General features: G+C 59.6%; 22 protein-coding genes. 16 read left to right on the top strand and 6 right to left on the bottom strand.

Features of this window, described 5'->3' with window-relative positions; genetic code table 11:
* Window positions 1-19 precede the first annotated feature (19 nt).
* Window positions 20-1,156 carry a 3-phenylpropionate MFS transporter gene (locus V7Q49_RS21350; protein WP_333854969.1) on the top strand — a complete coding sequence of 379 codons (1,137 nt, stop codon included), beginning with the start codon at window positions 20-22 and terminating at the stop codon, window positions 1,154-1,156.
* Here the strand turns inward: V7Q49_RS21350 and csiE are convergent.
* Window positions 1,153-2,430 carry a stationary phase inducible protein CsiE gene (gene csiE / locus V7Q49_RS21345; RefSeq protein ID WP_333854967.1) on the bottom strand — a complete coding sequence of 426 codons (1,278 nt, stop codon included), beginning with the start codon at window positions 2,428-2,430 and terminating at the stop codon, window positions 1,153-1,155. The genes V7Q49_RS21350 and csiE overlap by 4 nt on opposite strands.
* Window positions 2,431-2,553: 123 nt before the next feature.
* Between csiE and V7Q49_RS21340 the strand changes: the two genes are divergently transcribed.
* Window positions 2,554-3,192 carry a DUF1007 family protein gene (locus V7Q49_RS21340; RefSeq protein ID WP_333854965.1) on the top strand — a complete coding sequence of 213 codons (639 nt, stop codon included), beginning with the start codon at window positions 2,554-2,556 and terminating at the stop codon, window positions 3,190-3,192.
* Complete coding sequence (locus V7Q49_RS21335; protein WP_333854963.1) at window positions 3,183-4,148, top strand: nickel/cobalt transporter; 966 nt, start codon at window positions 3,183-3,185, stop codon at window positions 4,146-4,148. Before V7Q49_RS21340 ends, V7Q49_RS21335 begins: the two co-directional genes overlap by 10 nt.
* Before the next feature lie 83 nt (window positions 4,149-4,231).
* On the opposite strand, the gene suhB is transcribed toward V7Q49_RS21335, so the two are convergent.
* Window positions 4,232-5,038: an inositol-1-monophosphatase gene (gene suhB, locus V7Q49_RS21330; protein WP_142486710.1), complete on the bottom strand. Its 807-nt coding sequence runs from the start codon at window positions 5,036-5,038 to the stop codon at window positions 4,232-4,234.
* Window positions 5,039-5,162: 124 nt separating this feature from the next.
* Between suhB and trmJ the strand changes: the two genes are divergently transcribed.
* From trmJ to sseB, 11 genes are all read left to right on the top strand, one after another.
* Window positions 5,163-5,891 (top strand): tRNA (cytosine(32)/uridine(32)-2'-O)-methyltransferase TrmJ, encoded by a 729-nt coding sequence (gene trmJ / locus V7Q49_RS21325; RefSeq protein WP_142486709.1) that lies wholly within the window; start codon window positions 5,163-5,165, stop codon window positions 5,889-5,891.
* A gap of 234 nt (window positions 5,892-6,125) precedes the next feature.
* Window positions 6,126-6,617 (top strand): Fe-S cluster assembly transcriptional regulator IscR, encoded by a 492-nt coding sequence (iscR, locus tag V7Q49_RS21320; RefSeq protein ID WP_285128985.1) that lies wholly within the window; start codon window positions 6,126-6,128, stop codon window positions 6,615-6,617.
* 246 nt (window positions 6,618-6,863) lie between these two features.
* Window positions 6,864-8,078, top strand: coding sequence for an IscS subfamily cysteine desulfurase (locus V7Q49_RS21315; protein WP_333854959.1), 1,215 nt, complete (start codon window positions 6,864-6,866; stop codon window positions 8,076-8,078).
* Between the two features lie 23 nt (window positions 8,079-8,101).
* Window positions 8,102-8,488, top strand: a complete 387-nt coding sequence (gene iscU / locus V7Q49_RS21310; protein WP_032613127.1) for a Fe-S cluster assembly scaffold IscU — start codon at window positions 8,102-8,104, stop codon at window positions 8,486-8,488.
* A gap of 15 nt (window positions 8,489-8,503) precedes the next feature.
* On the top strand, window positions 8,504-8,827 hold the full coding sequence (gene iscA, locus V7Q49_RS21305; RefSeq protein WP_039029731.1) for an iron-sulfur cluster assembly protein IscA: 324 nt from the start codon (window positions 8,504-8,506) through the stop codon (window positions 8,825-8,827).
* A gap of 77 nt (window positions 8,828-8,904) precedes the next feature.
* Window positions 8,905-9,420 (top strand): co-chaperone HscB, encoded by a 516-nt coding sequence (hscB, locus tag V7Q49_RS21300; RefSeq protein WP_333854954.1) that lies wholly within the window; start codon window positions 8,905-8,907, stop codon window positions 9,418-9,420.
* Between the two features lie 14 nt (window positions 9,421-9,434).
* Complete coding sequence (gene hscA, locus V7Q49_RS21295; protein WP_333854952.1) at window positions 9,435-11,285, top strand: Fe-S protein assembly chaperone HscA; 1,851 nt, start codon at window positions 9,435-9,437, stop codon at window positions 11,283-11,285.
* A 1-nt stretch (window position 11,286) separates the two neighbouring features.
* Complete coding sequence (gene fdx, locus V7Q49_RS21290) at window positions 11,287-11,622, top strand: ISC system 2Fe-2S type ferredoxin (protein WP_106994594.1); 336 nt, start codon at window positions 11,287-11,289, stop codon at window positions 11,620-11,622.
* Window position 11,623: 1 nt separating this feature from the next.
* The gene (iscX, locus tag V7Q49_RS21285; protein WP_106994595.1) at window positions 11,624-11,824 is read left to right on the top strand and encodes a Fe-S cluster assembly protein IscX; all 201 of its coding nucleotides are present in this window, start codon (window positions 11,624-11,626) and stop codon (window positions 11,822-11,824) included.
* Window positions 11,825-11,884: 60 nt separating this feature from the next.
* Window positions 11,885-13,171, top strand: coding sequence for an aminopeptidase PepB (pepB, locus tag V7Q49_RS21280; RefSeq protein WP_333854949.1), 1,287 nt, complete (start codon window positions 11,885-11,887; stop codon window positions 13,169-13,171).
* Between the two features lie 111 nt (window positions 13,172-13,282).
* Window positions 13,283-14,059: an enhanced serine sensitivity protein SseB gene (gene sseB / locus V7Q49_RS21275; protein WP_333854947.1), complete on the top strand. Its 777-nt coding sequence runs from the start codon at window positions 13,283-13,285 to the stop codon at window positions 14,057-14,059.
* Window positions 14,060-14,078: 19 nt separating this feature from the next.
* Here sseB and V7Q49_RS21270 read toward each other — a convergent pair whose 3' ends face one another.
* The 4 genes from V7Q49_RS21270 to V7Q49_RS21255 all read right to left on the bottom strand — a co-directional run bounded on the left by V7Q49_RS21270 (window position 14,079) and on the right by V7Q49_RS21255 (window position 18,707).
* Window positions 14,079-14,849, bottom strand: a complete 771-nt coding sequence (locus V7Q49_RS21270) for a MurR/RpiR family transcriptional regulator (RefSeq protein WP_333854944.1) — start codon at window positions 14,847-14,849, stop codon at window positions 14,079-14,081.
* Window positions 14,849-15,694 (bottom strand): 3-mercaptopyruvate sulfurtransferase, encoded by an 846-nt coding sequence (sseA, locus tag V7Q49_RS21265; protein WP_333854942.1) that lies wholly within the window; start codon window positions 15,692-15,694, stop codon window positions 14,849-14,851. Before sseA ends, V7Q49_RS21270 begins: the two co-directional genes overlap by 1 nt.
* Window positions 15,695-15,783: 89 nt before the next feature.
* The gene (locus V7Q49_RS21260) at window positions 15,784-17,151 is read right to left on the bottom strand and encodes a 6-phospho-alpha-glucosidase (protein WP_333854940.1); all 1,368 of its coding nucleotides are present in this window, start codon (window positions 17,149-17,151) and stop codon (window positions 15,784-15,786) included.
* A gap of 11 nt (window positions 17,152-17,162) precedes the next feature.
* Window positions 17,163-18,707 carry a PTS transporter subunit EIIC gene (locus V7Q49_RS21255; protein ID WP_333854938.1) on the bottom strand — a complete coding sequence of 515 codons (1,545 nt, stop codon included), beginning with the start codon at window positions 18,705-18,707 and terminating at the stop codon, window positions 17,163-17,165.
* Between the two features lie 286 nt (window positions 18,708-18,993).
* Here V7Q49_RS21255 and V7Q49_RS21250 point away from each other — a divergent pair, with 286 nt between their 5' ends.
* Complete coding sequence (locus V7Q49_RS21250) at window positions 18,994-23,961, top strand: alpha-2-macroglobulin family protein (RefSeq protein WP_333854936.1); 4,968 nt, start codon at window positions 18,994-18,996, stop codon at window positions 23,959-23,961.
* A gap of 1 nt (window position 23,962) precedes the next feature.
* The coding region (gene pbpC, locus V7Q49_RS21245) for a peptidoglycan glycosyltransferase PbpC (RefSeq protein ID WP_333854934.1) at window positions 23,963-25,723 on the top strand (1,761 nt) is incomplete at its 3' end.

The raw sequence follows: 25,723 nt of genomic DNA, 5'->3' as shown, positions 1-25,723 counted from the left end.
TCCAAAACGGGAGGGATTCATGGTTTTGCATTCCACACGCTGGCTGGCGCTCAGCTACTTCACCTACTTTTTTAGCTACGGTATTTTTTTGCCTTTCTGGAGCGTCTGGCTCAAGGGAATCGGCCTCACCCCGGAGATGATTGGCGTTCTGCTCGGCTCGGGCCTGGTGGCACGTTTTCTCGGTAGTCTGCTGATTGCGCCGCGCGTCAGCGATCCCTCCCTGTTAATTAAAGCCGTGCGCGTGCTGGCCCTGCTCACCCTGGTATTTATGGCTGGCTTCTGGGTCAGCCAGCAGTTTGCCTGGCTGGTGGTGGTGATGGTGGGCTTTAACCTCTTCTTCTCGCCGCTGGTGCCGCTGACCGATGCGCTGGCCAACACCTGGCAGAAGCAGATCACCATGGATTATGGCCGGGTGCGTCTGTGGGGCTCAATTGCCTTTGTGATTGGCTCGGCGCTGGTGGGCAAGCTGGTGAGCCTGTACGACTATCGCGCCATTCTGGCGCTGCTGAGCGTCGGGATTATGTCGATGCTGCTCGGGATGCTGCTGCGCCCCTCGGTGATGCCGCAGGGCGAGAGCCGCCAGCAGGAGAGCGCCGGCTGGCCGGCATGGCGCTCGCTGGTGGCCCAGAGCTGGCGTTTTCTCGCCTGCGTCTGCCTGCTGCAGGGGGCGCATGCCGCCTACTATGGCTTCAGCGCCCTCTACTGGCAGAGCGCCGGGTATTCCGCTTCGGCCGTCGGCTATCTCTGGTCGTTGGGCGTGGTGGCAGAAGTCATCATCTTTGCCCTCAGCAACCGACTGTTCCGCCGCTTTACCGCCCGGGATCTGCTCCTGCTCTCGGCCATCTGCGGTATCGCCCGCTGGGGGATCATGGGCTGGACTACCGAGCTGCCGTGGCTGATTGTCGCGCAGATCCTGCACTGCGGTACCTTCACCGTGTGCCATTTGGCAGCGATGCGCTATATCTCGGCGCGTGAAGGCGGGGATGTGATCCGCCTGCAGGCGGTCTACTCGGCGGTGGCGATGGGCGGCAGTATTGCGATCATGACCGTCTTCGCCGGTTTCCTGTACCAGCATCTCGGTCACGGGGTGTTCTGGGTGATGGCGCTGGTGGCGCTGCCTGCGGTTCTGCTACGTCCGCGGGTGGCAGCGCGCTAAGATTCCAGCATGGCGCGAATGTGTTCCTGCTGCTGCGCATTCAACGCCTCGACGGCGTGGATGAGCGGCGGCGAGAACAGCGGCAGGGCGGTGGTATAGGGCGTGACCACCAGGGCGGCCTCGCGCGGGGCCCCCTCCTTCTGAAAGGCCTGTAGCGTCACATAGCGAATATTCAGCGGCAGCAGGGTCAGCTCCCGCAGCTGCTGCTCAATCAGCGCCTCGCAGGCTTTATCCTCCCCGGTCAGTAACACCACCTGCTTTTCATGCAGATCGCTCTCCTGCATCAGCCAGGCACCAAAGATCACCGCCACCAGGCTCGACTCCTCCTCGGAGAAGCGCAGGCCAAACTCCGCTTCCAGCTCGAACAGCACCTCCCGGGTGGTACGCATCAGGCGGGGATAGAGGCGGTGGATCTCCTCGGGCAGGCTGTTGTCGATGCCAATGCCAAACAGCGAGCGGTCCAGGGCCTGAGCAATATGGATATAGAGCTGATCGGTCAGTCCCTGCTCGTCGCTGAACTGCATCCCGGTTTGCCCATGAAAGCGGGCGATCATGCGGGTGATGGTGCGGCGCAGACGGTCGTCTTCCTGGTGCGCATCGCGAAGGGGATCCGGCGTGCGGAGCATCATAAACAGCAGCGCCAGAAACGGCTGCTCATCGGCATGAGGCACCTGCGCCACGCGGCGCTGCCAGTGGCGCACAATCTCCTGCGCCATCAGATATTCATTACGCGACTGGGTCCAGTTACGCTGAACGACAGAAAATTCCGGACTCAGGCCCAGCTGGTGCTGGAGCAGGCAGTACTGCAGATAGAGCTGCAAAAACTGCGTGTCACGGCATTCAAACTGACGCTGCAGGCGGCAGGAGCAAAAATTGATCAGCGCCCTCAGGTTGGTATCGTCATATAAAGTGCGGGCGATGCCGAGCTGCTTTAGCGCGATTTTCAGAGATGGGGTAAACTGCTGCGCGACGAAGTGGGGGCAGAGGCGTAAGGCCCGGCGCAACCAGTGCAGCAGGCATAAGCGTTGGTTCAGGTAGCTACCTTCCAGCAGGTAGCAGCCATCATCCTGTGTCGCAATGTCGAGCTGGTGATAGCGCTGGATCTCCATGCGCATCTCGTCGATATCCTGCCGGCAGAGGGCATCATCGACACCGTTGATTTCACTGATGCTTTGCAGGGTGGCGCGAAAGCCCGGCACATACAGCATCAACAGAACCTGGCAGCGGCGCTGCGAACTGGAAAGTGCAGATGGCATTTCGAGAGTCGTCATCATCTGTCGGGTTCCAGTGAGTGTGTTTCATAAGAATAGCTAAAGGATGTACCCCGTAGCACAGGATGGCGGGCTTTCCTTCAGGAATGCGGGTGAACATCACAGAATTTTTGACGTGAGGATGAGATGCAAACAGTGAAACGCAGCGCAGCAACGCTTTTTTTGGCGGTTTTGTCTTTTGCCGCCGCCGCGCACCCTCACAGCTTTATCACCCTGAAAACACAGGTCATGGTGAAAGATAACCAGCTGACCGGGCTGAAGATGCGCTGGGTGATGGATGAGCTGACCTCCGCCGATCTGCTTTACGATGCCGGAAACGCAAAGCCGGGGGATGAGATCTGGAAAAAGCTGGCAGCGGAGGTGATGGCCAACGTGCTCGGCCAGCACTACTTCACCGAGTTCTGGCATAACGGGCAGAAGGTAAAATTCCTCAACCGGCCCACCCAGTACGGCATGACCCGCCATGAGCACCAGGCGATGCTGACGTTTATCCTGCCGCTGGCAGAACCCCAGCCGCTGGCCGGACAGAAATATACCTTCTCCACCTTCGATCCCTCTTACTACGTGGACATGAGCTACGCCGAGGATGACGATGTGTCGCTGCCTGCTGAGCTGCAAAAAAGCTGTTCCGTCAGTGTGGATACTCCGGAGCCCAGCGATGAGACGCTCAACTTTGCCAGCTCGCTGGATAAAGACGATGCGCCCCCGGAGGATATGGATCTCGGCAAACAGTTTGCCCAGACGGTGACCCTGCAATGTCAGTAGTCCGCACGCGTCGCGGGTGGGATCTCTGGCCGCTGGCGCTGTTTCTGGTCGTGGTGGTGGCGGGGGGCGTCTGGCTCTGGCAGGCGTGGCCGCAGGTGATGCGCCAGAGCATTCTCTGGCAGCGGGAGGTCAACCAGCAGATGAGCGGCCTGCTGAAGGCGGTGGCCGACAATCCGACGGCGGCGGGCGGGTCGCTGCTGGTATTTAGCTTCTTATACGGCGTGCTGCACGCTCTGGGGCCGGGGCATGGCAAGATCGTCATCGCCACCTGGCTTGCCACCCATCCCTCGAAGCTGAAATCGAGTATCGGCTTAACGCTGGCCTCCTCTTTATTACAGGGAGGGGTGGCGATCGCCCTGGTGGTGGGGGTGTTAACGCTGCTGCGGCTCCCGGCGCGGGATCTGCACATGAGCAGCTTCTGGCTTGAAAAGGGCAGCTATGCCCTGGTGGGCGTGCTGGGGCTGATGCTCTGCTGGCGGGCGCTGAAAAAACTGCGCGCCCTGCTGCGTAAACCCACCTTCAAAGCCTTTACCCCGCATCACGTCCACGACGCCAACTGCGGCTGCGGTCATCAGCATCTGCCGAATCCGACGCAGATCCATCGCGCGGACGACTGGCGGGCACGGATGATGATTATCCTGTCGATGGGCATGCGACCTTGTTCCGGGGCAATCATGGTGCTGCTGTTCAGTAAGGTGATCGGCGTGTTCAGCTGGGGCGTGGCCTCGGCGCTGGCCATGGCGGCGGGTACGGGGTTAACCATCTCGTCCCTGGCGCTGCTGGTGCACGGTTTTCGTCAGCTGGCGGTCAGGCTCAGCGGCAATAAAGCGCCGGTGCTGTGGCGACAGATCGGATGGACAACGCTGGCATTAGCCGGTGGAGTAGTGTTGCTGGTGGCGGCGGTGATGATGTGGGTCAGTGCGGTGCCGGTGGGGAGAGGGATGCGGCCGTTTTAATAATGCCGGGCGGCACTGCGTTTGCCCGGCCTACGGTCTTGTAGGCCCGGTAAGCGAAGCGCCACCGGGCAATATCCACAGAATTAACGCTTCAGCGCTTCACTCAGTTCGTCACGCATGTTCGCCAGCATCGCTTTCACAACGCGTGGGTTACCTGCAACGATGTTGCCGGACAGCATGTAGTTGTGGCCACCAGTGAAATCACACACCAGCGCACCTGCTTCACGGGCAATCAGCTCGCCAGCAGCGAAGTCCCACGGCTTCAGGCCAATTTCAAAGTAACCATCAACGCGGCCAGCGGCAACGTAGGCCAGGTCCAGCGCAGCGGAGCCGGTGCGGCGGAAGTCAGCGCACTCGGTGAACAGTTTGCCCAGAATTTTCATGTAGGCAGGGGCGTGCTGTTTAGCTTTGAACGGGAAGCCGGTCGCCAGGATGGTGCCGTCGAGATCGCGAGCGTTGGTGCCGCGCAGACGGTAGCCGTTCAGCTGTGCGCCCTGACCACGGGTTGCCGTGAAGAGTTCGTTACGCATTGGATCGTAAACCACCGCCACTTCAGTACGGCCTTTAATGCGTACAGCGATAGAAACAGCGAAGTGTGGCAGACGTTTAACGAAGTTGGTGGTGCCATCCAGAGGATCGATAACCCACTGAACATCCTGATCTTCGCCTGCATGCTCACCGCTTTCTTCGGTGATGATGGTGTGCTGCGGGTAAGATTTGCGAATGGTTTCGATAATAATCGCTTCTGCGGCTTTATCGACGTTAGTCACAAAGTCATTGCTGCCTTTCTGGCTGGTTTCTACGGAATCTGGGGTCTCGTAGTGTTTGGCAATTACATTACCCGCCTTGCGCGCTGCGCGCACGGCGATGGTCAACATAGGATGTTGCATCGGTTACTCTCACTGGATGTTAAAGAACGGGGATACGAAAACGGCGCAGAGTATACCAGCGGGATCGGAATATGTCTTCCGTTTATGATAACATCACCGAATATTCTCCAGACTCAGAAAAATTATGCTGCAAAATATCCGAATCGTGCTGGTCGAAACATCGCATACCGGCAATATGGGCTCCGTGGCCCGTGCTATGAAAACCATGGGTTTAACCAATCTCTGGCTGGTTAACCCGTTGGTCAAACCCGACTCCCAGGCCATCGCCCTCGCTGCAGGCGCAAGTGACGTGATTGGCAATGCGCAGATCGTCGATACCCTGGATGAAGCCTTAGCCGGCTGCAGCCTGGTGGTGGGCACCAGCGCGCGTTCCCGCACCCTGCCATGGCCGATGCTCGATCCGCGTGAATGCGGGCTGAAAAGCGTTTCCGAAGGCCAGCATGCCCCGGTGGCGCTGGTGTTTGGCCGTGAGCGCGTGGGGCTGACCAACGATGAGCTGCAGAAGTGTCATTATCATGTCGCCATTGCCGCTAACCCGGAGTACAGCTCGCTGAACCTGGCGATGGCCGTGCAGGTTATTGCCTACGAAGTGCGGATGGCGTGGCTGGCAACGCAGGAGAAAGAGACTTACGCCGCGCCGGAAGAGACCCCGTATCCGCTGGTGGATGACCTTGAGCGTTTCTATGGTCATCTGGAGCAGACCCTGCTCGCCACCGGCTTTATCCGCGCCGGTCATCCGGGGCAGGTGATGAACCGACTGCGCCGCCTCTTTACCCGTGCGCGCCCGGAAAGCCAGGAGCTGAACATCCTGCGCGGTATTCTGGCGTCAATTGAGCAGAAGAATAAAGAGTAGTGGAATGGTGCCGGGTGGCGCTGCGCTTACCCGGCCTACAAGACCGTAGGCCCGTGCAAGCGAAGCGTCGCCGGGCAAAACTCATGAGCGCACAGAAGGTTAAATACCTGACTAAAACAGTCAAGTAAATAGTTGACCAATTTAGTCGGGAATGTCAGACTTGGCCCTGCTATGCAATACCCCCACTTTACAATAAAAACCCCGGGCAGGGGCGAGTTTGAGGTTAAGTAAGACATGAGACTGACATCTAAAGGGCGTTATGCCGTGACCGCGATGCTGGACGTTGCGCTCAACTCCGAATCGGGCCCGGTGCCGTTGGCTGATATTTCTGAACGTCAGGGAATTTCCCTCTCTTATCTGGAACAGCTGTTCTCCCGCCTGCGTAAGAATGGCCTGGTTTCCAGCGTTCGCGGTCCTGGCGGTGGATATCTGCTGGGTAAAGACGCGGGCAGTATTGCCGTTGGCGAAGTCATTAGCGCAGTTGACGAATCCGTCGACGCGACCCGTTGCCAGGGTAAAGGCGGCTGTCAGGGCGGCGATAAATGCCTGACTCACGCGCTGTGGCGCGATCTGAGCGACCGTCTGACCGGCTTCCTGAATAACATCACCATTGGTGAACTGGTTAACAACCAGGAAGTGCTGGACGTCTCCGGTCGTCAGCACTCGCACGAGTCCCAGCGTAACACCCGCACGCAAGACGCTATCGACGTCAAACTGCGCGCGTAATTTACCCGTCCTGTTTCGGGGCGCTGCTGCGTTGGCCGCGCTTGTTCACCCCAGTCGCTTACTTATGTAAGCTCCCGGGGATTCACAAGCTTGCCGCCTTGCTGCACCGCAAAACAGTTAGGGTAAAAAATTATAAATGAATTTCAGAATCAGGCCGGGGCATTCACTCGCCCCGTGTACTCGGTCGTACATCCAGCCGGTTGCCTGATTCCTTGCATTGAAGCGATGTACGGAGTTTAAAGAGCAATGAAATTACCTATCTATCTCGATTACTCCGCAACCACGCCGGTGGACCCGCGTGTTGCCGAGAAAATGATGCAGTGTCTGACCCTGGACGGAAACTTCGGTAACCCGGCTTCCCGTTCCCACCGTTTTGGCTGGCATGCTGAAGAGGCGGTCGATATCGCCCGTAATCAGATTGCCGAGCTGGTTGGTGCTGACCCGCGTGAGATTGTTTTCACCTCAGGCGCGACCGAATCCGATAACCTGGCGATCAAAGGTGCGGCCAATTTCTATCAGAAAAAAGGCAAGCACATCATCACCAGCAAAACCGAACACAAAGCCGTGCTGGACACCTGTCGTCAGCTCGAGCGTGAAGGGTTTGACGTGACCTACCTCGCGCCACAGCGCAACGGTATCATCGACCTGAAAGAGCTCGAAGCGGCCATGCGTGATGACACCATTCTGGTCTCCATCATGCACGTGAACAACGAAATCGGCGTGGTGCAGGATATCGCCACTATCGGCGAACTGTGCCGTGCGCGCGGTATCATCTACCACGTAGATGCGACCCAGAGCGTGGGCAAACTGCCTATCGACCTGAGCCAGCTGAAAGTGGATCTGATGTCCTTCTCCGGCCACAAAATTTATGGTCCGAAAGGCATTGGTGCTCTGTACGTGCGTCGTAAGCCACGTATCCGTATCGAATCCCAGATGCACGGCGGCGGTCACGAGCGCGGTATGCGTTCCGGTACTCTGCCTGTTCACCAGATCGTGGGTATGGGTGAAGCCTACCGTATCGCCAAAGAAGAGATGGAAACCGAGATGGCGCGCCTGCGTACGCTGCGCAACCGTCTGTGGGAAGGCGTGAAGGATATGGAAGAGGTCTACCTGAACGGCGATCTCGAGCAGGGCGCACCGAACATCCTCAACGTCAGCTTCAACTACGTTGAAGGCGAGTCGCTGATCATGGCGCTGAAAGACCTGGCCGTCTCTTCCGGTTCTGCGTGTACTTCCGCAAGCCTGGAGCCGTCCTACGTACTGCGTGCGCTGGGCATGACCGACGAACTGGCACACAGCTCTATCCGTTTCTCTTTAGGTCGTTTCACTACCGATGAAGAGATTGACTACACCATCAAACTGGTTCGCAACTCCATTGGCCGTCTGCGTGAACTTTCTCCACTGTGGGAAATGTTCAAAGAAGGCGTGGATTTGAACAGCATTGAATGGTCACATCACTAATCGGTTTGTAAGGAGAATTCAACATGGCATACAGCGAAAAAGTTATCGATCATTACGAGAATCCACGTAACGTGGGTTCCTTCGACAACAGCGACGACAGCGTGGGCAGCGGCATGGTGGGTGCACCGGCCTGTGGCGACGTGATGAAGTTGCAGATCAAAGTCAACAATGAAGGTATCATTGAAGACGCGCGCTTCAAGACCTACGGTTGCGGTTCCGCAATCGCCTCCAGCTCCCTGGTCACCGAGTGGGTGAAGGGCAAATCCCTGGACGAAGCGCAGGCGATTAAAAATACCGATATTGCTGACGAACTCGAACTGCCGCCGGTAAAAATTCACTGCTCTATCCTGGCGGAAGATGCGATTAAAGCCGCAATCGCGGATTACAAAAGCAAACGTGACGCAAAATAATTAGTTGAGGTTGTTATGTCGATTACCCTTAGCGACAGCGCTGCCGCGCGAGTAAGCTCCTTCCTGGCAAACCGTGGCAAAGGCTTTGGCCTGCGACTGGGTGTACGCACCTCCGGCTGTTCCGGTATGGCGTATGTACTGGAATTTGTTGACGAACCTGCGGCGGAAGATACCGTGTTCGAAGACAAAGGCGTGAAGGTGGTGGTCGATGGTAAAAGCCTGCAGTTCCTGAACGGCACTCAGCTGGACTTTGTAAAAGAAGGCCTCAACGAAGGGTTTAAATTTACTAACCCGAACGTTAAAGACGAGTGCGGCTGCGGCGAAAGCTTCCACGTCTAATTGCGTATCACCTGTTAACCCCACCGCAGCCAGGCTGTGTGTGGGGTTTGTTTTAATCAGCTAACCCTGAGATTGTTATGGATTACTTCACCCTCTTTGGGTTACCAGCCGGGTATGAAATTGATACTCAGGCGCTGGCGGCCCGTTTCCAGGATCTGCAACGTCAGTATCATCCGGATAAGTTCGCCAGCGGCACGCAGGCGGAACAGCTGGCGGCGGTGCAGCACTCTGCGACCATCAATCAGGCGTGGCAAACCCTGCGCAATCCGCTGAGCCGGGCAGAATATCTGCTCTCGCGCCACGGGTTTGATCTCTCCAGTGAGCAACACACCGTCCGCGACACCGCCTTCCTGATGGAACAGCTGGAGCTGCGTGAAGAGCTGGATGAGATTGAACAGGCTAAAGATGAAGCCCGTCTTGAGCGCTTTATTCAGCGCGTAAAAGGGATGTTCGATACCCGCCATCAGCAGATGGTTGACCAATTGAATAACGAGACGTGGGACGTGGCGGCGGACAGCGTTCGCAAGCTGCGTTTTCTCGATAAACTGCGAAGCAGTGCTGAACAACTCGAAGAAAAGCTGCTCGATTTTTAATTTCGGAAGCAATTATGGCCTTATTACAAATTAGTGAGCCGGGCTTAAGTGCCGCACCGCACCAGCGTCGTCTGGCGGTGGGCATCGACTTAGGCACCACCAACTCGCTGGTGGCGACCGTGCGCAGCGGCCAGGCTGAAACGCTGGCGGATGCGCAGGGTCAACACCTTCTGCCGTCTGTGGTCCACTATCAGCCGCAGGGCCACAGCGTGGGCTATGATGCCCGCACCAACGCAGCCCTGGATCCGGCCAATACCATCAGCTCGGTAAAACGCATGATGGGCCGCTCGCTGGCAGACATCCAGAGCCGCTACCCGCATCTGCCGTATCAGCTGCAGGCAAGTGAAAACGGTCTGCCAATGATCGCCACCGCCGCGGGTTTACTGAACCCGATCCGCGTCTCTGCCGATATCCTTAAGGCGCTGGCCGCCCGCGCAACCGCGACGCTGGAAGGCGAGCTGGATGGCGTGGTGATCACCGTTCCGGCCTATTTTGATGATGCCCAGCGTCAGGGCACCAAAGACGCCGCGCGTCTGGCGGGCCTGCACGTGCTGCGACTGCTTAACGAGCCGACCGCTGCCGCCATTGCCTACGGCCTCGACTCCGGTCAGGAAGGGGTGATTGCGGTCTTCGATCTCGGCGGCGGCACCTTTGATATTTCTATCCTGCGCCTGAGCCGCGGGGTGTTTGAAGTGCTGGCGACCGGCGGCGACTCTGCCCTCGGCGGCGACGACTTTGACCATCTGCTGGCGGATCACATCTGTGAGCAGGCGGGAATTACCGATCGTAGCGACGCGCGCCTGCAACGTCAGGTGCTGGACGCCGCCACTGCCGCCAAAATCGCCCTCAGCGATGCCACCTCCGTTACCGTTGAGGTAGGAGGCTGGAAAGGCGACATCAGCCGTGAGCAGTTCAATGCGCTGATCGCCCCGCTGGTGAAGCGCACGCTGCTGGCCTGCCGCCGCGCGTTGAAAGATGCAGGCGTCGAGGCACAAGAGGTGCTGGACGTGGTGATGGTAGGTGGTTCGACACGCGTGCCGCTGGTGCGTGAGCGCGTGGGCGAGTTCTTTGGCCGCACGCCATTAACCTCTATCGATCCGGATAAAGTGGTCGCCATCGGCGCCGCCATCCAGGCCGATATCCTGGTCGGCAACAAGCCGGACAGCGAAATGCTGCTGCTGGACGTGATCCCGCTGTCCCTCGGTTTAGAAACCATGGGTGGCCTGGTCGAGAAGGTGATCCCGCGTAACACCACTATTCCGGTGGCGCGTGCGCAGGAGTTCACCACCTTCAAAGACGGCCAGACCGCGATGTCGATCCACGTGCTGCAGGGCGAGCGCGAGCTGGTCCAGGACTGCCGTTCGCTGGCGCGTTTCGCGCTGCGCGGGATCCCGGCGCTGCCTGCGGGCGGGGCGCATATCCGCGTCACCTTCCAGGTAGATGCTGACGGTCTGCTGAGCGTCACGGCGATGGAAAAATCGACCGGTGTTGAATCGTCCATCCAGGTGAAACCGTCCTACGGTCTGACCGATGGCGAAATCGCCACCATGATTCAGGACTCAATGAGCTACGCCGAGCAGGATGTAAAGGCGCGTATGCTGGCCGAACAGAAAGTCGAAGCCGCACGCGTGCTGGAAAGCCTGAACAGCGCACTCACTGCTGATGCCGCGCTGTTAAGCGCCGCTGAACGTCAGGCCATTGACGACGCCGTCGCGCAACTGAGCGCGGTAGCGGAAGGCAATGACGCTGACGCCATAGAACAAGCGATTAAAAACGTTGATAAGCAAACCCAGGAGTTCGCCGCTCGCCGTATGGATCAGTCTGTCCGTAGCGCGCTGAAAGGCCACTCCGTGGACGAGGTTTAATATGCCAAAGATTGTTATTTTGCCTCATGCGGACCTCTGTCCGGATGGCGCAGTTCTGGAAGCTGAGACCGGCGAAACCATCCTTAACGTTGCCCTGCGTAACGGTATCGAAGTGGAACACGCCTGTGAAAAATCCTGTGCCTGCACGACCTGCCACTGCATCGTCCGCGAGGGGTTTGACTCTCTTGCGGAGAGCACAGAAGATGAAGACGACATGCTGGATAAGGCATGGGGTCTGGAGCCGGAAAGCCGTCTGAGCTGTCAGGCGCGCGTCACCGATGAAGATCTGGTGGTCGAACTTCCGCGTTATACGCTTAACCACGCACGCGAGCATTAATATGGGACTGAAGTGGACAGACAGCCGTGAAATCGGCGAGGCGCTGTACGACGCCAACCCGGATCTCGATCCGAAGACCGTACGCTTCACCGATATGCATCAGTGGATTTGCGATCTGGAAGAGTTTGACGACGATCCTAACGCATCCAATGAAAAAGTTCTGGAGGCGATTCTGCTAGTCTGGTTAGACGAAGCAGAATAAAAACGTAACGGGCTGCCTTCAGGCGGCCCGTTTGCTTGTTGCTAATAAGGATAAATAAAAATGACCGAAGCGATGAAGATTACGCTCTCTACTCAGCCTGCCGATGCGCGCTGGGGTGAAAAAGCCACTTACAGCATCAACAATGACGGTATTACCCTGCACCTGAACGGCAGCGACGACTTAGGCCTGATCCAGCGCGCGGCGCGTAAAATTGACGGTCTGGGCATTAAACATGTGCTTCTCGACGGCGAAGGCTGGGACACCGATCGCAGCTGGGCATTCTGGGCGGGTTACAAAGGCCCGAAAGGCACCCGTAAAATTGAGTGGGCCAACCTCGACGAAGCCGGTCAAACTGAGCTGGAAAGCCGTCTGACCATCATCGACTGGGTGCGCGATACCATTAACGCCCCGGCGGAAGAGTTAGGCCCGGAACAGCTGGCGCAGCGCGCGGTGGATTTGCTGAGCAACGTGGCTGGCGACAAGATGTCATATCGCATCACCAAAGGCGAAGATCTGCGCGAGCAGAACTATATGGGCATCCACACCGTCGGTCGTGGCTCTGAGCGCCCTCCGGTGCTGCTGGCGCTGGATTACAACCCAACCGGTGACAAAACAGCTCCGGTATTCGCCTGCCTGGTCGGGAAAGGCATCACCTTTGATACCGGTGGTTACAGCCTGAAGCAGAGCGCGTTCATGGACTCCATGAAGTCCGACATGGGCGGCGCGGCGACCATTACCGGCGCGCTGGCCTTTGCCATCACCCGTGGTCTGAACAAACGCGTGAAGCTGTACCTGTGCTGCGCCGACAACATGGTCAGCGGTAATGCCTTCAAGCTGGGCGACATCATTCGCTACCGCAACGGCAAGAACGTCGAAGTGATGAACACCGACGCCGAAGGCCGTCTGGTGCTGGCGGATGGCCTGATTGATGCTTCCGCGCAAAAACCAGAGCTGATCATCGACATGGCAACCCTGACCGGGGCGGCGAAAACCGCGCTGGGCAACGATTACCACGCGCTGTTCAGCTTCGACGACAAGCTGGCAGCCCGTCTGCTGGCGAGCGCCGCCGCGGAGAACGAGCCGTTCTGGCGTCTGCCGCTGGCCGAGTTCCACCGCAGCCAGCTGCCGTCGAACTTTGCTGAACTGAACAACACCGCCAGCGCGGCCTACCCGGCGGGTGCAAGCACCGCAGCAGGCTTCCTGTCGCACTTTGTTGAGAACTATCGCGAAGGCTGGCTGCACATCGACTGCTCCGCCACCTACCGTAAAGCGGCGGTCGAACAGTGGTCTGCGGGCGCAACCGGTCTGGGCGTGCGTACGATTGCGAATCTGTTGACCGCAGAGTAATGATCTTTGCCCTCACCCTAACCCTCTCCCACGGGGAGAGGGGATGGTTTGCTCCCTCTCCCTTGAGGGAGAGGGCCGGGGTGAGGGGGAAATTCGACATCTGGAATTGTTATGTCAGAAACCAAAAACGAATTAGAAACCCTGCTGGAGAAAGCGGCCACCGAGCCTGCCCATCGTCCGGCATTTTTCCGCACGCTGCTGGAGTCCACCGTCTGGGTGCCCGGCACCGCGGCGGAAGGTGAGCAGGTTGTTGAGGACAGTGCGCTGGATCTGCTGCACTGGGAAAAGGACGACGGCACCTCGGTGATCCCGTTCTTCTCCTCGCTGGAAGCCTTACAGGAAGCGGTGGAAGATGAGCAGGCCTTCGTGGTGATGCCGGTACGCACCCTGTTTGAGATGACGCTGGGCGAAACCCTGTTTTTGAATGCTAAGCTGCCGACCGGGAAAGAGTTCACGCCGCGCGAAATCAGCCATCTGATTGGCGAAGAGGGCAACCCGCTCAGCACTCAGGAAGTGCTTGAGGGCGGTGCGTCACTGCTGCTGTCGGAAGTGGCCGAGCCACCGGCGCAGATGATCGACTCCCTGACCACCCTGTTCCAGACCATCAAACCGGTCAGGCGCGCGTTTCTCTGCTCGATCAAAGAGCAGGCCGACGAAAAGCCGGTGTTGCTGATTGGTATTGAGGCGGATGGTGAGATCGACGACATTATTCAGGCCGCGGGCAGCGTGGCGACCGACACCCTGCCAGGCGACGAGCCGATCGACATCTGCCGGGTCGTGAAAGGCGAGAAGGGCATCAGCCACTTTATCACCGAGCACATCACGCCGTTCTATGAGCGCCGCTGGGGTGGCTTCCTGCGCGATTTCAAAAACAACCGTATTATCTGAACCTTTACGGGGTGAGCATTCACCCCGTTGCTTCCAGCAGCAGTAAATCCATCAGCAGCACCAGGTTTGACTCAAACGACGTCACCCCTGCGGCTTCGGCGGCGAAATGCACCGCTTCGTCGTATAGCGCAAAATGCAGATCCGCTATTCCCGCCAGGCTATTCGCCGACGCCCGGGTAAAGGCCACCACCGTCATCCCTACGTTCTGCGCAATTCGCGCCTTATCCAGCACCTGCTCCGTTTCCCCGCTGCGCGAGACCGCGATGAACACCTGGTAGCGCGAGGCGTTGCTGAGGAAAATGTTGCGGCTGTCGCCAGGGCCGGAGATAAACGCCGTCTTGCCCAGCACCTGTAACTTCTTGGTCAGGTACTCGGCAAAAAGATAGGAGAATCCCGCGCCGTAGAGAAAAAAGCTCTCCTTGTCGCGCAGCAGCCCGGCAAACCGGCGGCGTTTCTCGGCTGTTGCCCACTGAAAGGTCTGCTGATAATTGGCGATAAACTGATTAAACAGCGCGGGTAGTTCATCGGGCTGCCGGGTTTCGGCAGCGATGTGCGGGGTATCGCTCAACAACTGTTTGCAGTGCCAGATGAACTCGCTAAAGCCGCTGAACCCCAGCTTGCGGCACAGGCGCATAATGGTGGCGGTAGAGACGAAGGTCGCCTGCGCCAGCTCCCGCACCCGAATGTGGCCCACTAACAGCGGATGCTCGGTGAGATGGGCCAGCACGCGATACTCTGCGCGGGTCAGAGACTCCCCGCGCGTTAACAGTGTCGCCAGACGGTTATCCATTACGGGGCCGGTTCAACCGGCAGATCGTCCCGGGCACCCCATTCGCTCCACGCCCCGTCGTACAGCGTGACGTCGGTTTTGCCGAGCGTGGCCAGCGCCAGAATGACCACGCAGGCGGTCACGCCGGAGCCGCAGCTGGCGACAATCGGCTGATGCAGATCCACCCCCTGACGAGAGAAAATCTCCCGCAGCTCGTCGGTGGTTTTCAGTTCACCCTCAAACACCAGATCGCCCCAGGGCACGTTACGTGCGCCCGGAATATGACCGCGCTTAAGACCCGGGCGCGGCTCGTCGGCCTCGGCGTTAAAGCGCGGGGCAGGGCGGGCATCGACAATCTGCGGCGTCTGTTCGTGGCTTGCCAGCAGCACGTCGGTGACGCGCTTGATCGCCCCGGCATCGAAGGTAGCTTCAAAATCGCCGTCCGGCAGGGAGACATCGCCCTGCTGGAGCGGCAGCTCAGCCCGCTGCCAGCCAGCAAGACCGCCCGCCAGGATCGACACCTTCTCCACGCCAAAGGTTTTCAGCATCCACCACGCCCGCGGGGCGGAGAAGAGGTTGCCTTCATCGTAAATCACCAGATGCTTATCGTGGCTAACGCCCAGCTCGCGCATCGCCACGGCAAAGGCTTCCGGGCGCGGCATCATGTGCGGCAGGGGAGAGGTGTGGTCGGAGAGGGCTTCGATATCAAAAAATACCGCCCCCGGCAGATGCCCGGCGCGGTATTCCGCAGGAACGTCACGATGCTCCTGACCCGGCGGCGCCATGCGCGCGTCGAGGATCTGGACTTCAGGGTCTTCACTGTGCTCAATCAGCCACTCGGCTGCGACAAAATATGAGGTGGACATGGTTGCCTCCATTAATGAATCCATTGATGGATTGTCGGTGTTTTTTCTGACACCGACAAGCGGACCACGTTCAACTCGCGACCAAGCCCTTATTTTTTCACCGCTTCCCCATCCTGCCAGGCTTTTTGCAGTGCAGGCCAGTATTCCCGGTTGGCCTCAATCATCTCATCCAGAATCGCTTTTGCGTGTTCCATGGTCGGCACGGTGCGGTTCAGGGTGAACGCCTGCAAGGCTTTCTCGTAGCTGCCTTCTATGGTGGCTTCTACCAATAGCTGCTCGGACGCCAGCTGTTGTTGCAGCAGGGTCTGGTGGAACAGCGGGACCTTGCCGATGCGGATCGGCTCTGGCCCAACGCTTGTGATATACGCCGGGACCTCGACCATCGCGTCGTACGGCAGGTTGACGATCGCGCCCCGGTTTTCCACCATTACCAGGTGGCGCTGACGCAGGTTGAATGCCAGCGAGCGGGCCACATCGACGATAAACTCGCCGTGCACCCCCACGTGGAACGCATCCGGCAAGATCCCGGTCTGCTTATACTCTTCGGCGGCGGCAAACAGCTTTTTCTCGCGACCGTTCATCACTTCGTTAGCGCGGGTGTAGTCCGGGTTTTGATGCTCTACGATCTGATTTGGCATCAGGTAGTACTGCAGATACGGGTTCGGCAGATACTCCGGGAAGTTATCCATAATCGGCTTGATGTTGCGCCAGGTTTTCACCCACGACGGATCCGAGTGCTGGGGGTCGGTTTTGGCCGCATCTTCCGTCAGCAGACCAAATCTGGCGACATGGCGGCGCAGCTCCGGCAATTTATCCTCGCCATCCACCAGCACGCGGGTAAACCAGCCGAAGTGGTTCAGGCCGAAGTAGTCCACCTCCAGCTTGTGGCGATCCACACCCAGAATGGCCCCCATGTTACGCATCGCCGCCACCGGCATATCGCAAATGTTCAGTACCCGGGCATCCGGGCGCAGGCGGCGCACACCCTCCGCAACGATGGCCGCCGGGTTGGAGTAGTTAACGATCCACGCCTTCTCATGGGCGTAGCGGTCAACCATGTCGATCAGCTCAACCATCGGCAGAATGGTGCGCAGGCCGTACGCCAGGCCGCCCGGGCCGCAGGTCTCCTGGCCGACAACGCCGTGACGCAGGGGAATCTTCTCATCCTGCTCGCGCATTTTATACTGGCCGACGCGCATCTGAGCGAAGACGAAATGGGCCCCGCTGAAGGCCACTTCCGGGTCACTGGTGACGGTGAATTTAATGCTCTGGCTGTGATCGCGAATCACCTTCTCCACCACCGGCGCGATGGTGTTCTGCCGCGCGGCATCAATATCGTAGAGGCGAATTTCCGCCAGCGGGAATTTGTCCAACTGCACCATCAGGCTCTTCACAATCCCTGGCGTATAGGTGCTGCCGCCACCGGCGATAGAGAGAATAAATGGGGGGGTAATCATGTTTATCTCCTTCAGAGAACCGTCTCGACCGCTTCTCGCATTTTTTTGACATGCAGCCCGTAGACCACCTGAACGTTGTTACCTTGCTTGATAATGCCCTTCGCGCCCGTTGCCTTGAGCCGCGGCTCGTCGATGATGGCAACGTCTTTCACCGTCACGCGCAGGCGGGTGTAGCAGTTATCCACCACCTCGATGTTTTCACGTCCGCCGAGGCCGACGACAATCGCCTCACCCAGACCATCATTGCTGCCTTTCGCCTGGTACTCCTGCTTGCTGTACAGACGGGTCTCCTGATCCTCCTCTTCGCGCCCCGGGGTCTTCATGTTGAAATGCAGGATCAGGAAGCGGAAGATCACGAAGTAGAGGACGAACATGATCAGCCCGACCAGGATGTACATCGGCCAGTTGGATTTTTCGGTGCCCAGCGGCAGGTTATAAAGAATGAAATCGATGATGCCGTTGGCCCCGATGGCGTGAACCCCCAGCAGATAAAAGAGCATCATGCCGATCCCGGTCAGCACCGCGTGCACCACAAACAGCAGCGGGGCGACGAACAGGAAGGAGAACTCGATTGGCTCGGTGACCCCCACCAGCAGTGAGGTAAGCGCCGCCGGGATCAGAATCGCTTTCGCCGCGGCTTTACGCTCCGGCTTCGCGGTGACATACATCGCCAGCGCTGCGGCAGGCAGGCCAAACATCTTGCTGATGCCGCGGGCATCCCACACCGCGGTACTGCTGAGCTGCTTCACCTCCGGGCAGGCCATCTCGGCAAAGTAGATGTTGCGCGCGCCGTGATAGGTTGCGCCGCAGACCTCCTGGGTGCCGCCCAACTCGGTGTAGAGGAACGGGGTGTAGACCAGATGATGCAGGCCGGTCGGCACCAGAATGCGCTCAAGGAAACCGTAAATGGCTACACCAAAGGCCCCGGAGCCTTTAATGGCTAAGGCCATGGTGCTGATCCCGTGCTGGGCAAACGGCCACAGCTCGCTCATCACCACCCCGAGCAGCATCGAGACCGGCAGCATAATGATGGCGACGAAGCAGTGCCCCGAGTAGATCGCCATCGCCCCGTTAAACTGCACCCCGGAGTATTTGTTATAGAGGTAGCCCGACAGCGCCCCGGTGAGGATCCCGGCAAACACGCCCATCTCCAGCACCTGTACGCCGAGCACCATGCTTTGTCCGGCAGCTTTCATCTGATCTGCCGGGGCCAGCGCCCCCTGCAGATGCAGGGTCACGTTCATGGCGTTGATAAATACCACGAAGGTCACCAGGCCAATCAGCGCCGCGTAACCTTTGTCACGCGTTGCCAGCCCAATAGGGATCCCGACGGCAAAAACCAGCGCCAGGTTCACCAGCACCGAGACGGCGGATTTGGATATCAGCTGGCCGATACTCTGGATGATCGGATTACCGAGGAACGGCAGATACCCGGCAAGGGCGCCGTTACCCAACACATTACCAAAAGCGATGAAAAGACCGACGATAGGCAGGATAAGTACCGGTCCGTACAGTGATTTTCCGAAATTTTGTAGGGCGTTCACGGCTCGTTTCATGTCGTTCTCTCTTATTGAACCGCGCACTCAGGGTGCGTCATAGCATTAAAATTAGCAGTTCAAGCGCGAACTTATCCAGCTATCTTATTGTTTTAAAAACAAATGACGTTAAAGGTTACATGTAACCTTTAACGCTGTGATCGCGACAGCAGCGGAATATTTATCGGCGAAGAAAACTTTGCGAGGCGTTGTCCAGAATTGGAATCAGGGCTTTTGTATTAATGAAACTTGCGGATAATACTTAACCCGACGACGACCAACAGGCCCGCAAGGCCAGGGATAAAGGATGAAACCGTTTCGCCTTGCTGCGCTGTCAATAGCGCTGCTTACCACCATCACGCTTGTCGGCTGTGATGAGAGTGACGATCAAACCTCTTCAGCGGCACCCGCTACAGCCACTGCTTCCACGTCCACGCCAGTCCCTGCCTCTGCGCCGGCAAAGCCGGACAACGCCACGCTGGAGAAACTGGCGGCACAAAGCCAGGGCAAAACGCTGACCCTGCTGGATGCCTCTGAGATCCAGCTGGACGGGGCTGCCGCACTGGTGCTGACCTTCTCGGTGCCGCTCGATCCTTCGCAGGATTTCGCCCGCACGGTGCACGTGGTCGACAAAAAAAGCGGCAAGGTTGATGGCGCCTGGGAGCTGGCGCCGAACCTGAAAGAGCTGCGCCTTCGCCATCTGGAGCCGAACCGCAATCTGGTGGTCACCGTCGAGCGCGATCTGCTGGCGCTGAACAAAAGCACCTTCGGCAGCGACGTCGAAAAAACCATTACGACCCGCGACATCGAGCCGAGCGTGGGCTTTGCCAGCCGCGGCTCGCTGCTGCCAGGTAAGGTGGTGGAAGGGCTGCCGGTGATGGCGCTGAACGTCAATAATGTTGATATCAATTTCTACCGGGTTAAACCCGAATCATTAGCCGCCTTTGTCAGCCAGTGGGAGTACCGCAACTCGCTCACCAACTGGGAATCCGACAATCTGCTGAAGATGGCGGATCTGATCTACACCGGCCGTTTCGACCTTAATCCAGCCCGTAATACCCGTGAAAAACTGCTCCTGCCGCTGGCGGATATCAAGCCGCTACAGCAGGCGGGCGTTTACATCGCGGTGATGAATCAGGCCGGGCATTACAACTACAGCAATGCCGCCACCCTGTTTACCCTCAGCGATATTGGCCTCTCTGCGCACCGCTACCATAACCGGCTGGATATCTTTACCCAGAGCCTGGAGAACGGCGCGGCGCAGTCGGCTATCGAGGTGCAACTGCTCAACGATAAAGGGCAGACCCTGGCGCAGGCCACCAGCGACGCCGACGGCCACGCGACGTTGCAGACCGACAAAGAGGCTGCGCTGCTCCTCGCCCGTAAAGACGGGCAGACCACGCTGCTGGATCTTACCCTCCCGGCGCTGGATCTGGCGGAGTTTGCCATCTCCGGCGCGCCAGGTTTCAGCAAGCAGTTCTTTATGTTTGGCCCGCGGGATCTCTACCGCCCGGGCGAAACGGTGATCCTCAACGGCCTGCTGCGTGACAGCGACGGCAAACCGCTTCCCGACCAGCCGGTGAAGCTGGAGGTGCTGCGCCCGGACGGGCAGGTGGCGCGCACTGTGGTCAGCCAGCCGGCGAATGGCCTTTACCGCTTTGACTACCCGCTTGAGAGCGGCGCGCAAACCGGGATGTGGCATGTTCGCGCCAGTACCGGTGATAACCAGCAGCGGATGTGGGATTTCCACGTCGAAGACTTTATGCCAGAGCGCATGGCACTGAATATTGCCGGGCAAAAAGCCCCGATTTCGCCGCAGGATCCTGTTGCCTTCGACGTGGCGGGGTATTACCTCTACGGCGCGCCTGCCAACGGCAACAGTCTGCAGGGCCAGCTCTTCTTACGTCCGCTGCGTGAAGCGGTGGCTGCTCTGCCCGGCTTCCAGTTCGGGGATATTGCCGAAGAGAACCTGAGCCGCAGTCTTGATGAGGTGCAGCTGACGCTCAACGAGCAGGGGCGCGGGCAGGTGAGCAGCGACAGCCAGTGGAAAGAGACCCACTCCCCGCTGCAGGTGGTTTTGCAGGCCAGCCTGCTGGAGTCCGGTGGCCGCCCGGTCACCCGACGAGCTGAACAGGCCGTCTGGCCAGCGGCGACTCTGCCGGGCATCCGTCCGCAGTTCGCCAGCAAAGCGGTCTATGACTACCGCACCGATACCACCGTCAACCAGCCGATTGTCGAGGAGAACAGCCAGGCCGGATTCGATATCGTTTATGCCGATGCCAGCGGGGCGAAAAAAGCGGTCTCGGGCCTGCAGGTGCGCCTGATCCGCGAGCGCCGCGACTACGCGTGGAACTGGTCGGAGAGCGACGGCTGGCAGTCGCAGTTCGATCAAAAAGATCTGATCGAGGGCGAACAGGCGCTGGATCTTGCTGCCGACGAAACCGGAAAGGTGAGCTTCCCGGTGGAGTGGGGCTCCTATCGTCTGGAGGTAAAAGCCCCGGACGAGGCGGTCAGCAGCGTGCGCTTCTGGGCAGGCTACAGCTGGCAGGACAACAGTGACGGCACCGGGGCAGCACGTCCGGACCGGGTGACGATGAAGCTGGACAAACCTGCCTATCAGCCCGGGGATACCATCAAACTGCACATCGCTGCCCCGGCGGCAGGGAAAGGCTATGCGATGATCGAATCCAGCGAAGGGCCGCTGTGGTGGAAAGAGATCGACGTTCCGACCGAGGGGCTGGATATGACGATCCCGGTAGATAAAGCCTGGAAACGTCACGATCTGTATCTCTCCACGCTGGTGGTGCGTCCTGGCGACAAATCTAAATCAGCCACGCCAAAACGCGCGGTAGGCTTGCTGCATCTGCCGATGGGCGATGAGAGCCGTCGCCTGAGTATTGCGCTGGATAACCCGCAGAAAATGCGTCCGAACCAGACCCTGGCGGTCAAAGTGAAGGCCAGCGTGAAAGAGGGGGCGACCCCGCAGAAAATCAACGTGCTGGTCTCGGCGGTGGACAGCGGGGTACTGAATATTACCGATTACGTCACCCCCGATCCGTGGCAGGCCTTCTTTGGTCAGAAGCGCTATGGCGCAGACATCTACGACATCTACGGCCAGGTAATTGAAGGCCAGGGGCGTCTGGCGTCGCTGCGCTTTGGCGGCGATGGCGATGAACTCAAACGCGGCGGCAAACCGCCGGTCAACCATGTCACTATCATTGCCCAGCAGGCGCAGCCGGTAGAGCTTGATGCCAACGGCGAGGGCACCGTTTCGTTGCCAATTGGCGACTTTAACGGCGAGCTGCGCCTGATGGCCCAGGCCTGGACCGATGACGATTTCGGCAGCAGTGAGAGCAAGGTCATCGTTGCTGCGCCCGTCATTACCGAGCTGAACACCCCGCGGTTCCTTGCCAGCGGCGATAACGCCCGGCTGACGCTGGATCTGACCAACCTCACCGATCGCCCTCAGACCCTGAACGTGGCGCTGACCGCAGGCGGTAATCTGGCGCTGGAAGGGGCCCAGCCGCAGCCGGTGCAGCTTGCTGCCGGCGAACGCTCAACGCTGTTTATCCCGGTGCGGGCGCTGGACGGCTACGGCGAGGGTGAAATCGCTGCTCAGGTGAGCGGCCTGACGCTCCCCGGCGAAACCTTTGCGCCACAGCAGAAGAGCTGGAAGATCGGCGTGCGTCCGGCGTTCCCGGCGCAGACGGTGAACAGCGGTACGATGCTCAAGCCGGGTGAAAGCTGGTACGCGCCGGAACAGCACCTCGCTAATTTCTCTCCGCTGACGTTACAGGGGCAGCTTCTGCTCAGCGGCAAGCCGCCGCTCAACCTGGCCCGCTATATTCGTGAGCTGCAGGCCTATCCGTATGGCTGCCTGGAGCAGACCACCAGCGGCCTGTTCCCGTCACTCTATACCAGTGCTGCCCAGCTGAGCGCGCTGGGTATTAAGGGCGACAGCGACGAGAAGCGCCGGGCAGCCATCGAGATTGGCATCTCCCGCCTGCTGCAGATGCAGCGTAACGACGGCGGCTTTGCCCTCTGGGATAAAAACGGTCCGGAAGAGTACTGGCTCACCGCCTACGTCACCGATTTCCTGGTGCGCGCGGGTGAGCAGGGTTACAGCGTTCCGGCGGATGCCGTCAACAATGCCAACAACCGTCTGCTGCGCTACCTGCAGGATCCGGGCATGATGTCGGTCCGCTACAGCGAGGATACTCAGGCCAGCAGGTTTGCGATTCAGGCCTATGCCGCGCTGGTGCTGGCGCGTCAGCAGAAAGCGCCTCTCGGGGCGTTGCGTGAAATCTGGGAGCGTCGCGCGCAGGCAAAATCGGGTCTGCCGCTGATGCAGCTGGGGCTAGCGCTGAAGCTGATGGGCGATGCGCCGCGCAGCCAGCAGGCGCTGGATCTGGCCATCAAAACGCCGCGCAGCGACACGCAGAGCTGGATGGCCGATTACGGTAGCCCGCTGCGTGATAACGCGATGATGCTCAGCCTGCTGGAAGAGTACAACCTGCTGCCGGATGCGCAGAACACGTTGCTGAACGAGCTTTCTCAGCAGGCGTTCAGCCAGCGCTGGCTCTCCACCCAGGAAAGCAATGCGCTGTTCCTGGCCGGGCGTTCTGTGCAGAATCTTTCCGGAGCATGGCAGGCCACCACATCGCTGGCAGACGGCAACCTCAAGGGTGACAAACCGCAGGTGCAGAACCTCAATGCCGACCAACTGGCTGCCCTGCAGGTCACTAACACCGGCACTGCGCCGCTGTGGGTGCGTCTGGACAGCAGCGGCTATCCGCAGTACGCGCCGCAGCCTGCGTCTAACGTGCTGAAAATCGAACGTCAGATTCTGGCGACCGATGGCAGCAGCAAATCCCTCTCTTCCCTGAAGAGCGGCGAGCTGGTGCTGGTCTGGCTGAACGTTACCGCCAGCCAGAACGTGCCGGATGCGCTGGTGGTTGACCTGTTACCTGCCGGCCTGGAGCTGGAAAACCAGAACCTTGCCAGCAGCAGCGCCAGCCTGCAGGAGAGCGGCAGCGAGGTGCAAAACCTGCTCAGCCAGATGCAGCAGGCCGATATTCAGCATATGGAGTTCCGCGACGATCGCTTTGTCGCCGCCGTGCCGGTAAATGAAGGCCAGCCGGTGACGCTGGTGTATCTGGCCCGGGCCGTCACGCCGGGAACCTATGCGGTGCCCGTGCCGCTGGTGGAATCAATGTACGTGCCGCAGTGGCGGGCAACGGGTGCGGCCAGCGGCCCGCTGATCGTCGTTCCGTAACGTGCAGTATCGGAAATGGCTACGCTCCCGCTGGCTGTGGCTGGCGGGGGCGATACTTCTGCTGTGGGGCGGCGTCATTGCCGCCGATCGCCTGTGGCCGCTGCCGTTACACGAGGTCAATCCTGCCCGGGTGGTGGTGGATGAAAAGGGGATCCCGCTGTGGCGATTTGCCGATCGCGACGGGATCTGGCGCTATCCGGTTACCATTGAAGAGGTCTCGCCGCGCTATCTCGAGGCCCTGATCCAGTACGAAGATCGCTGGTTCTGGGAGCATCCCGGCGTGAACCCATTCTCGGTGCTGCGCGCCGCCTGGCAGGATCTCACTGCCGGGAAGGTGGTGTCGGGCGGCAGTACCCTGACCATGCAGGTGGCACGCCTGCTGGATCCGCACTCCCGCACCCTGGGTGGCAAAGTGCGTCAGCTCTGGCGCGCGCTCCAGCTGGAGTGGCATCTCTCCAAACGGGAAATCTTAACCCTCTATCTGAACCGCGCCCCCTTCGGCGGTACGCTGCAGGGGGTGGGGGCCGCCAGCTGGGCCTATCTGGGAAAAGCCCCTGCGCAGCTCAGCTACTCCGAAGCCGCACTGCTTGCCGTCCTGCCGCAGGCCCCGAGTCGTTTACGCCCGGACCGCTGGCCGGAGCGTGCCGAGGCGGCACGCAACAAAGTACTCAAACGCATGGCCTCTCAGGGCGTCTGGCCCGCGCGTCAGGTGAGCGAGTCGCAGGAGGAGCCGGTATGGCTGGCCCCCCGGCAGATGCCGCAGCTGGCACCGCTGTTCTCACGCATGATGCTCAGCAAAAGCCGGGACACTAAAGTGGTGACGACCCTCGATGCCACGCTGCAGCGCCAGCTGGAGGAACTGGCGCTGAACTGGAAATCCCGGCTGCCGCCCCGCAGTTCGCTGGCGATGATCGTCGTCGATCACAGCAATATGAAGGTGCGCGGCTGGGTCGGATCGGTCGACATCAATGACGACAGCCGTTTCAGCCATGTGGATATGATCTCTGCGATCCGATCCCCGGGATCGGTGCTTAAGCCCTTTGTCTATGGCCTGGCGATGGACGATGGGCTGATCCACCCGACCTCGCTGCTGCAGGATGTTCCGCGCCGCACCGGCGATTACCGTCCGGGGAATTTTGACAGCGGTTTCCATGGCCCGATCAGCATGAGCGAGGCGCTGGTGCGATCCCTGAACCTGCCCGCCGTGCAGGTGCTGGAAGCCTACGGTCCGAAAAAATTTGCCGGAATGCTGCGCAACGCAGGATTACCGCTGCTGCTTCCCGCAGGCGCTCAGCCGAACCTGTCCCTGATCCTCGGCGGTGCCGGGGCGCGTCTGGAAGATATCGCCGCGGCGTACAGCGCCTTTGCCCGTCAGGGGCGGGCAGGGAGGCTGCGCCTGCAGCCGGGCGACGCGCTGGTAGAGCGGCCCCTGCTGTCACCCGGCGCGGCGTGGATCATCCGCCGTATTCTGGCCAACGAGGCGCAGCCGCTGCCGGACAGCGCGCTGGCGCAGGTGGTACCTCTGGCGGTAAAAACCGGCACCAGCTATGGCTACCGCGATGCCTGGGCGATAGGGGTGAATGCGCGCTACGTGATCGGGATCTGGACCGGCAGACCGGACGGCACGCCGGTGGCCGGGCAATTTGGTTTTGCCAGCGCGGTTCCGGTATTAAATCAGGTCAACAACCTGCTGCAGTCGCGCTCGGCGCTGGATGAGACGCGCCTGCCGCGCGACCCGCGACCGGCCTCGGTGAGCCGCGGG

This window comes from Leclercia sp. (assembly GCF_036780805.1).
In the GTDB taxonomy this organism is placed as follows: Bacteria; Pseudomonadota; Gammaproteobacteria; order Enterobacterales; family Enterobacteriaceae; genus Enterobacter.
The sequence above is the reverse complement of the archived record's forward strand: the minus strand, read 5'-3'. Positions and strand labels throughout refer to the sequence as shown.